Below are 6900 nucleotides of genomic sequence, written 5' to 3'. Positions count from 1 at the left end.
CTTCGAAGCAGGCCGGCGATCTTCCGGGAGTCGATCTTGTCGTTCTTGGCTTTTCCGCCATGGATGGCCTTCATGTAGAGTGCATGCCCGAGGACAAAGAGGATACCTTCTTGGGCGCAGAGGTCGGCGAGCCAATACCAATGGGGATCTGTGAATTGCCCGGCAATCCGCTCGGCGTGGCACCGGTGGTGTGGGCGGCAACCGAACTCGGGTAGATTGCATTGGCTGTTGGTGTTCTGGATATGGGCCGTCAGATCCGCGCGCTTGCGGACCAAGGAACACCGCCGGCGCAGGAGGTCTCGGGTGGATCGCATCTCCGGGGGATAGACGGAGGCTTGGGGAAGCATGCCCCCGCGCAGTAACCCGGCGATCTTGCGAGAATCAATCCGGTCATTTTTGGCCTTCCCACCATGGATGGCCTTCATGTAGAGAGCATGACCGAGGACGAAGGGGATCCTCTCCTGGGCGCAGAGATCGGCAAGCCAATACCAGGTGAACATGCACTCGGCGGCTACCACGATGTCCTCACGGAAAGGATCGATGGTTTTGAGAAAGGGATCGGGGCCGGCGGGCATGTTCTGGTGTAGCACAACCTCGCCCTTCTGGTCTAAAATACATGCATACATGGATCGGGCGTGCAGATCGATGCCACAATAGTATCGATGTTCTCGAGAATAGAATCTCATAAGGTCTCCTCCTCTCTGAGGTTCTTGATGACACCCTCCTCAGCATACCGCGGACGCGGCATGCTGAGGAGGAGGCCTGTATGAGTATCAATCGGTTGCAGCGGACGGTCCGCTGCGCGGCCCGCCGCTGAACCGGAGCGTTGGCACAATGAGGACCCAATATGCGACCAGCTGAGTGCCTCGCGGGGCTGACGTTGGACGGAGGATGGAAGGTGATTCAGCAGATCACACCACCACCGCATGCTACCGGAGGCCATTTCTCTGTTGGGTATATCGTTGAGGATCCGACGGGGCGCCGGGCGTTCTTGAAGGCTCTGGATTTCACAAAAGCGTTCCAGGCCCCTGATTTTGCCCGAGAGCTGCAGGCAATGACGGCGGCATACAACTTCGAGCGAGACCTCCTATCCAAGTGCGTGGTCCACAAGCTGCATCGCGTGGTCACTCCGCTCGCAGACGGAACGGTCGTAGTTCCAGGCACACTGGGACCTCTGCAGAACGTCTGTTATCTGATCTTTGAGCACGCCACTGGCGACATCCGGGATGAGGTGGCCCAGTTCTCCGTATTCGACTTAGCGTGGTGCCTCCGATCCCTCCATCATTCCGCCGTGGGGCTCAGGCAGCTTCATACCACCGGTATCGCACACCAAGATCTCAAGCCATCGAACGTGCTGGTCTTTGGGGACCAAGGCTCCAAACTCGCTGACCTCGGTCGTGCCTCAGACTCCACGATCCCTTCCCCTACTGATGGCCTCCGCATCCCTGGGGATGTCGGCTATGCTCCGCCAGAACAGTTCTACGACCTCCAGGCAAACCGCTCTTTCTCCGAAAGGTGTCTGGCCGACATGTACCTTTTGGGAAGCCTGGTATTCTTCTACTTCGCAAACTGCTCGGCGACGCAGGCCATTGTTTCCAAGATTCGCGGTTTCAAGGGAATCAATTTCACGACATCGGACTTCGCTAATGATCTACCATACATTCGCCATGCGTTCCAGGAGGCACTGGTTGACCTGGAAGCCCAAATGCGACCGCTAGCCCAGGCCCTCACGCCACAAATCGTCGATTTGGTCTCACACCTATGCGAACCTGATCCCGCGCTCCGCGGCGACATCAGGAACGTTGGGTCGCTCGTCCCGCGATGCAGCTTGGAGCGATTCGTCTCCACTCTTGATCTTCTGGCGCGCCGCGCGGAGCTCCGTATGCTATGAGCCAGACATTCGATGATACGAATCGTCAGATTCTCCCTCGCTGGTATCCGTTTGGGATCGCTTCCCAGCTTGGTGATCTGGAGCCCGTGGCAGAGCGGGAGACGCCTAAGATTTCTTCGCCCATGGCCTTCGCGGTCAAGGCAGAGGAGTGGCGTCAAAAGCGCACCTTGGCCCATGCTTTGGACGTGGTGGGGACGGCTCTTGTGTCCGGTGCCTTCCATGACCACGATGGTCGCGAGGCAGCCGGCTTCGTCAGCGCGTCCGCCGAATCAGAGCATTCCTTGGGGCGGCAGATTGCCGAATCCTACCTCCGGGGCGGGCGGACCCCGACGCCTAGTCAGGTTGATCTTCCATTCGAGGAATTGGCCAACAGGGCTACAATCGCACATCTTAGAGCACTAACCCGAAGATTCCCTCGAAGTCCTATAGTCTGGGCAGATCTGGCCTATCGGTATGCGCTCGCAGGGGAGAAGAGCAAGTCCGTGCGAAGCATGGACATTGCCGTCTTCCTCGCCCCCGACAATCGTTTCATACTCCGCTCTGCGGCGCGGTGCTTTCTCCACCTGGATCAGGCAGACAAGTCCCTGTATTACTTGCGGCGTTCGCCACTGTCGCGTCGTGATCCGTGGCTGATATCTCCAGAAGTCGCGATCTCGGAGAGTCTCGGACGAAGTAGCCGTCTGATAAGGGCGGGTCGCACCATCATAGGGGACGCGAACCTGTCCCCATGGGCGATCAATGAACTGGTTGCTACCCTGAGTACGTTAGAGGCCCGGCATGGGTCCGCTAGAAAGGCTAAGAAGTTGATTCCCCAAGCACTGCAAGACCCCAATGAGAACACGGTCGCCCAAATAGAATGGCTCGGCGTGGCACTGCGACAAGAGGTGGCACGACCGTCGCAGATTGTCGTGGCAACGTATGAAGCAGATGCTCGCCGCAGCCTCCGAGCAGGGGAGTTCGAGCAGGCACTTGGGTATGCAAAGGGTTGGTGTCGGTTCCAGCCTTTCGCGTCTCGGCCGGTCATCCTTGCCTCCTACATTGCTGCCGTCTGTCTGCAAGACGACGAGGAGGCCCTTGCGATACTCGAGAGAGCCGAGGCTACCGCACCGGATAGCTTCCTGATCAAGAATAACCATGCATTTTCGCTTGCCTCGCTCAACCGCGTGGCAGACGCGGCCAAGGTCCAGCAGTCCATAGACCAGGCCAGTCTAAGGGCCCGGGAACGTAGCACCTTTGCGGCTACCAGGGGCCTTATCGAATTCAGAAAGGGTGACCTCCAGGAAGGCCGCAGACTATACGCCAAGGCAATTAGTGACTTGAAGAACGTAGGGGACTATCGCGGTGCGACGATCGCCACGCTCTTCCTAGCCAGAGAAGAACTGCGCGTTTCCAGCCCCGTCGGCGAAGCGGTCCTCAGTTCGGCAAGGGAAATGGCACTTAGCTACGAAGTGAAGGAGGCGGTGAGGTACGCCGATACACTCGCTCGACAGGGGTAGCTCATACGCATGAGTGGAGAAGGAGTGCCAACCATCCGTTGCAGTGGCTGGCCGGCGCCGACGGCGTCTTTAGCATGCAGATGTCCCGAGGTGGCGCCGCCCACCACTGAACGGTGCGTTAGGTGCGTTCGAATCATGAGCAGACCGGACTGGAATTTGAGAGCCTTATGAAGTTTGCATACGAAGATCTCAGTTATGACCAGTTCGAGACCTTGGTTGTTCTCCTATGCCAGCGGCTGCTTGGGGCCTCAGTACAGGGCTTCGCAAAAGGGCCTGATGGTGGACGCGATGCCAAGTTTATTGGGACGGCGGAACTACACCCGAGCAAGACGGCGCCGTGGGTCGGTACAACCATCGTTCAAGCCAAGCACACCAACGGCTATAACCGTAATTTTTCCGAGTCCGATTTCTTCAGTGCGGCAGCCGCGAACACCGTGCTGGGCAAAGAAATTCCGCGCATCAAGAGTCTACGCCAAGCCAAGCAGCTCGATCACTACATGCTGTTCGCTAATCGTCGCCTGACGGGCAATGCCGAAACGGAGATACGCGATTACATCGCGCATCAGTGCGACATTCCCGCCTCGTCGATCTACCTTTGTGGACTGGAGCAACTTGAAATCTGGCTTAAGCGCTTCCCCGATGTTGCGAGGGAAGCGGACCTTGATCCGGTCGGTTCGCCGCTGATCGTCAGCCCCGATGACCTCGCCGACGTAGTGCAAGCACTTGCCCGGCAGAAAGATAGTGTGGTCGCACTGCTTGACGATCCACCGACTCCGCGTGTGCCCTACGAGCAGAAGAATATACTCAACGACATGACTGCCGATTACGCCAGGGCGCAGCGGCGGAAGTACCTGAAGGAGACCGCTCAAATTCGGACTTTCCTGGCGGCACCGGAAAACCTCGAGCTGCAGCGCATGTACGAGTCGGTGGTCGATGAGTTCCAACTCAAGATCATCGCCAAGCGCAAGGACTACCAAACCTTCGACGAGATTATGGAGTATCTGGTGGACCTGTTATTCAACCGCGATCCTGTCTTGCGACAGCACGCCCACAAGCGCTTGACGCGCGCCGTGCTGTTCTACATGTACTGGAACTGTGATATCGGGGAGGTAGGCGATGCTGCGGCCGACCAAGCACTCTCATCCTGATCGCACAGTCATCAACGTGTCGTTGATGCTGCTGGCTCGCTTGAAGGCCCGGCGCGTGGATGAGTACGACGTGCTGGTCAAGTTCGCGAAAAAGAATGTCGTCGGCGGGGACGTGCTGTTCTTGCCGGCACTGAATTTTCTGTATCTCATGGGCCTGATCGAATATCGCCCTAAGACCGACGCTGTGGAGTACATGGGGTCAAATGAAGCTGTCTAGACTTTATTCCAACAAGCCTGATTTGTTCGAGCCCGTGGAGTTCGTCCAGGGCTTGAATGTCGTCATGGCTGAAATTCGCCTGCCGGAGAACCGAAACAAGGACACTCACAACCTCGGCAAGACCACGCTTGGTCGCTTGCTCGACTTCGGCTTCCTTGCCAGGCGCGATCCCAAGTTCTTTCTTTTCAAGCACGCCGAATTGTTCCAGGACTTCGTCTTCTTCCTGGAGATCGAGCTGGAAGATGCTTCGTTCGTGACGATTAGGCGCGGCGTGGAAGAAGCCACTAAGATTAGCTTCAAACGCCACGAGGCCGGGCATCAGGACTTGTCGGGATTACCGCTGTCGGAATGGGATCACAAAGACATGCCTTTCGAGCGGGCGCGTGATCTGTTGGATGGATTGCTTGACTGGCGTGCACTTAAGCCTTGGGCGTTCCGCAAAGGATTGGGCTACCTGCTGCGCTCCCAGGACGATTTCCGCGACGTGTTTCATCTGCGCAAGTTCGCGGCTGCGCATTCGGATTGGAAGCCTTTTCTAGCTCACGTCCTCGGCTTTGACGCTCAATTTGTGGCACTGCACTACGAGAAGGAAGAACAGCTCGCGAAGAAGCAGTCCACCGCGCAGACCATCAAGAATGAGCTGGGCGGGTCCATTGAGGACATCAGCAAGATCGAGGGCATTCTTTTGCTCAAGCAGAAAGAGGCCGAGAAAAAGCAGAAACTGCTCGACGCCTTCGACTTCCGTGCCCAGGACAAGGACAGCACCAAGCAGTTGGTCGATGACATAAACGAACGCATAGCGTCTCTCAATGCTGAGCGCTACTCGCTCAACCAGAACAGGAAGAAGATCATCACCTCGCTGGAAGAGGATCAAATCCTCTTCAACCCTGACGAGGCGCAGCGTCTGTTCGAGGAAGCTGGCGTCTTGTTCAAAGGGCAGATCAAGAAGGACTTCCAGCAATTGATCGCCTTCAATCGAGCGATTACCGATGAGCGCCGCGGCTATCTGCAGGAAGAACGGGCCGAGGTCGAAGCTGAGCTTAAACGCATCAATGGAGAACTGAATGCCTTGGGAAAAAAGCGCTCGGAGATGCTTTCATTCCTGAGTGGAACCGACATCTTTGGCAAGTACAAGCAGGTCTCGGACGAGATGGTGACACTACGCGCTGACATCACTTCGCTGGAGCGCCAACGCGGCTTCCTGCATCGTCTGCAGGAACTGCGAACCGAGATCAGGGCATTGACCGAAGAGCGTGGGCATCTACAGACCCAGATCGAAGCGGATGTTGAGAGGCAAAACTCTGATCAAAACAGCCTATTCTCGGCAATCCGCGTGTTCTTCAGCGACATTGTCGAAGAGGTAATCGACCGCAAGGCCCTGCTGAGCGTATCGCCCAATCAAGCCGGGCATCTAGAGTTCAAGGCGGAAATCCTTGATGAGTCAGGCAATGCGACTAGCGCCGACCTTGGTCATACGTATCGCAAACTGTTGTGTATCGCCTTTGACTTGGCGATCCTGCGAGCCCACCTAAGCGACATGTTCCCGCGCTTCGTTTACCACGACGGCGTGTTCGAGTCCCTCGATGATCGCAAGAAAGAGAGTCTGCTGACAGTCATTCGCCGGTATGCCGACTTGGGCCTTCAACCCATCATCACGCTGATCGACTCGGACCTGCCATTGCGGCCCGACGATGATACAGCTGTATTCAATACGGACGAGATTGTCGTGTCTTTGCACGATGAGAGTGAACAAGGGCGACTGTTCCGAATGCGTGCATGGTGAAGGAGCGGCACCTAATCGGGTAGCCGGAGGCGTCTAACCTCCGGCCCCCACACCACCTCTGCATGCGGGTCCGCACAGGGCGGTTCACGATGATGGAGCACACGAGAAGTCTCACTCACGCATAGCCATGCGCTTTCATCCACAGATCGCGGATGGAAAGCAATCCTTGGCTTGCAAGCCACGCATTCGTCATTCCGGTCTGTGTCGCGAGGGATTTCGACAGGTGCCAGTAGCTTTTGCGACTGATCGCCGTCAAGATCGCCTCGCGTTTGCGTGTTCCCAATGCCAACAGTTTCCCCACCTTTGTTCGCGCCCGGCGCCACTGCTTCCAGTAGCACATTCGGACACGCCGGCGGAGCCAGCTG

The 6900-nt window shown here is 57.1% G+C and carries 6 protein-coding genes and 2 pseudogenes; 5 read left to right on the top strand and 3 right to left on the bottom strand.

All coding sequences use genetic code 11. The features are described 5' to 3' along the window. Positions 1 to 140: pseudogene (locus KJ970_09710) on the bottom strand (IS110 family transposase). 141 nt (positions 141 to 281) lie between these two features. Then, positions 282 to 686 (bottom strand): annotated as a pseudogene (locus tag KJ970_09705) (transposase). A 161-nt stretch (positions 687 to 847) separates the two neighbouring features. On the opposite strand from KJ970_09705, the gene KJ970_09700 reads away from it, so the two are divergent. The 5 genes from KJ970_09700 to KJ970_09680 all read left to right on the top strand — a co-directional run bounded on the left by KJ970_09700 (position 848) and on the right by KJ970_09680 (position 6535). Continuing rightward, positions 848 to 1891, top strand: a complete 1044-nt coding sequence (locus tag KJ970_09700; protein MBU2691193.1) for a hypothetical protein — start codon at positions 848 to 850, stop codon at positions 1889 to 1891. Then, on the top strand, positions 1888 to 3387 hold the full coding sequence (locus KJ970_09695) for a hypothetical protein (GenBank protein ID MBU2691192.1): 1500 nt from the start codon (positions 1888 to 1890) through the stop codon (positions 3385 to 3387). The genes KJ970_09700 and KJ970_09695 overlap by 4 nt, the downstream gene beginning before the upstream one ends. A 167-nt stretch (positions 3388 to 3554) precedes the next feature. Beyond that, entirely contained in the window at positions 3555 to 4535 is a 981-nt protein-coding gene (locus KJ970_09690; protein ID MBU2691191.1) for a hypothetical protein, read from the top strand. Continuing rightward, complete coding sequence (locus KJ970_09685) at positions 4504 to 4752, top strand: hypothetical protein (protein ID MBU2691190.1); 249 nt, start codon at positions 4504 to 4506, stop codon at positions 4750 to 4752. Before KJ970_09690 ends, KJ970_09685 begins: the two co-directional genes overlap by 32 nt. Beyond that, positions 4739 to 6535: a DUF2326 domain-containing protein gene (locus tag KJ970_09680; GenBank protein MBU2691189.1), complete on the top strand. Its 1797-nt coding sequence runs from the start codon at positions 4739 to 4741 to the stop codon at positions 6533 to 6535. The genes KJ970_09685 and KJ970_09680 overlap by 14 nt, the downstream gene beginning before the upstream one ends. Positions 6536 to 6650: 115 nt before the next feature. Here KJ970_09680 and KJ970_09675 read toward each other — a convergent pair. Beyond that, on the bottom strand, positions 6651 to 6900 hold a 250-nt coding region (locus KJ970_09675; protein MBU2691188.1), incomplete at its 5' end, for a group II intron reverse transcriptase/maturase.

This window comes from Candidatus Eisenbacteria bacterium, assembly GCA_018831195.1.
Classification (GTDB): domain Bacteria; phylum Eisenbacteria; class RBG-16-71-46; order CAIMUX01; family JAHJDP01; genus JAHJDP01.
The sequence above is the reverse complement of the archived record's forward strand: the minus strand, read 5'-3'. Positions and strand labels throughout refer to the sequence as shown.

Coding starts and splice junctions, on each gene's coding strand:
- KJ970_09685 (MBU2691190.1), top strand. CDS start 4,504: ATGCTGCGGCCGACCAAGCACTCTCATCCTGATCGCACAGTCATCAAC.
- KJ970_09695 (MBU2691192.1), top strand. CDS start 1,888: ATGAGCCAGACATTCGATGATACGAATCGTCAGATTCTCCCTCGCTGG.
- KJ970_09690 (MBU2691191.1), top strand. CDS start 3,555: ATGAAGTTTGCATACGAAGATCTCAGTTATGACCAGTTCGAGACCTTG.
- KJ970_09680 (MBU2691189.1), top strand. CDS start 4,739: ATGAAGCTGTCTAGACTTTATTCCAACAAGCCTGATTTGTTCGAGCCC.
- KJ970_09700 (MBU2691193.1), top strand. CDS start 848: ATGCGACCAGCTGAGTGCCTCGCGGGGCTGACGTTGGACGGAGGATGG.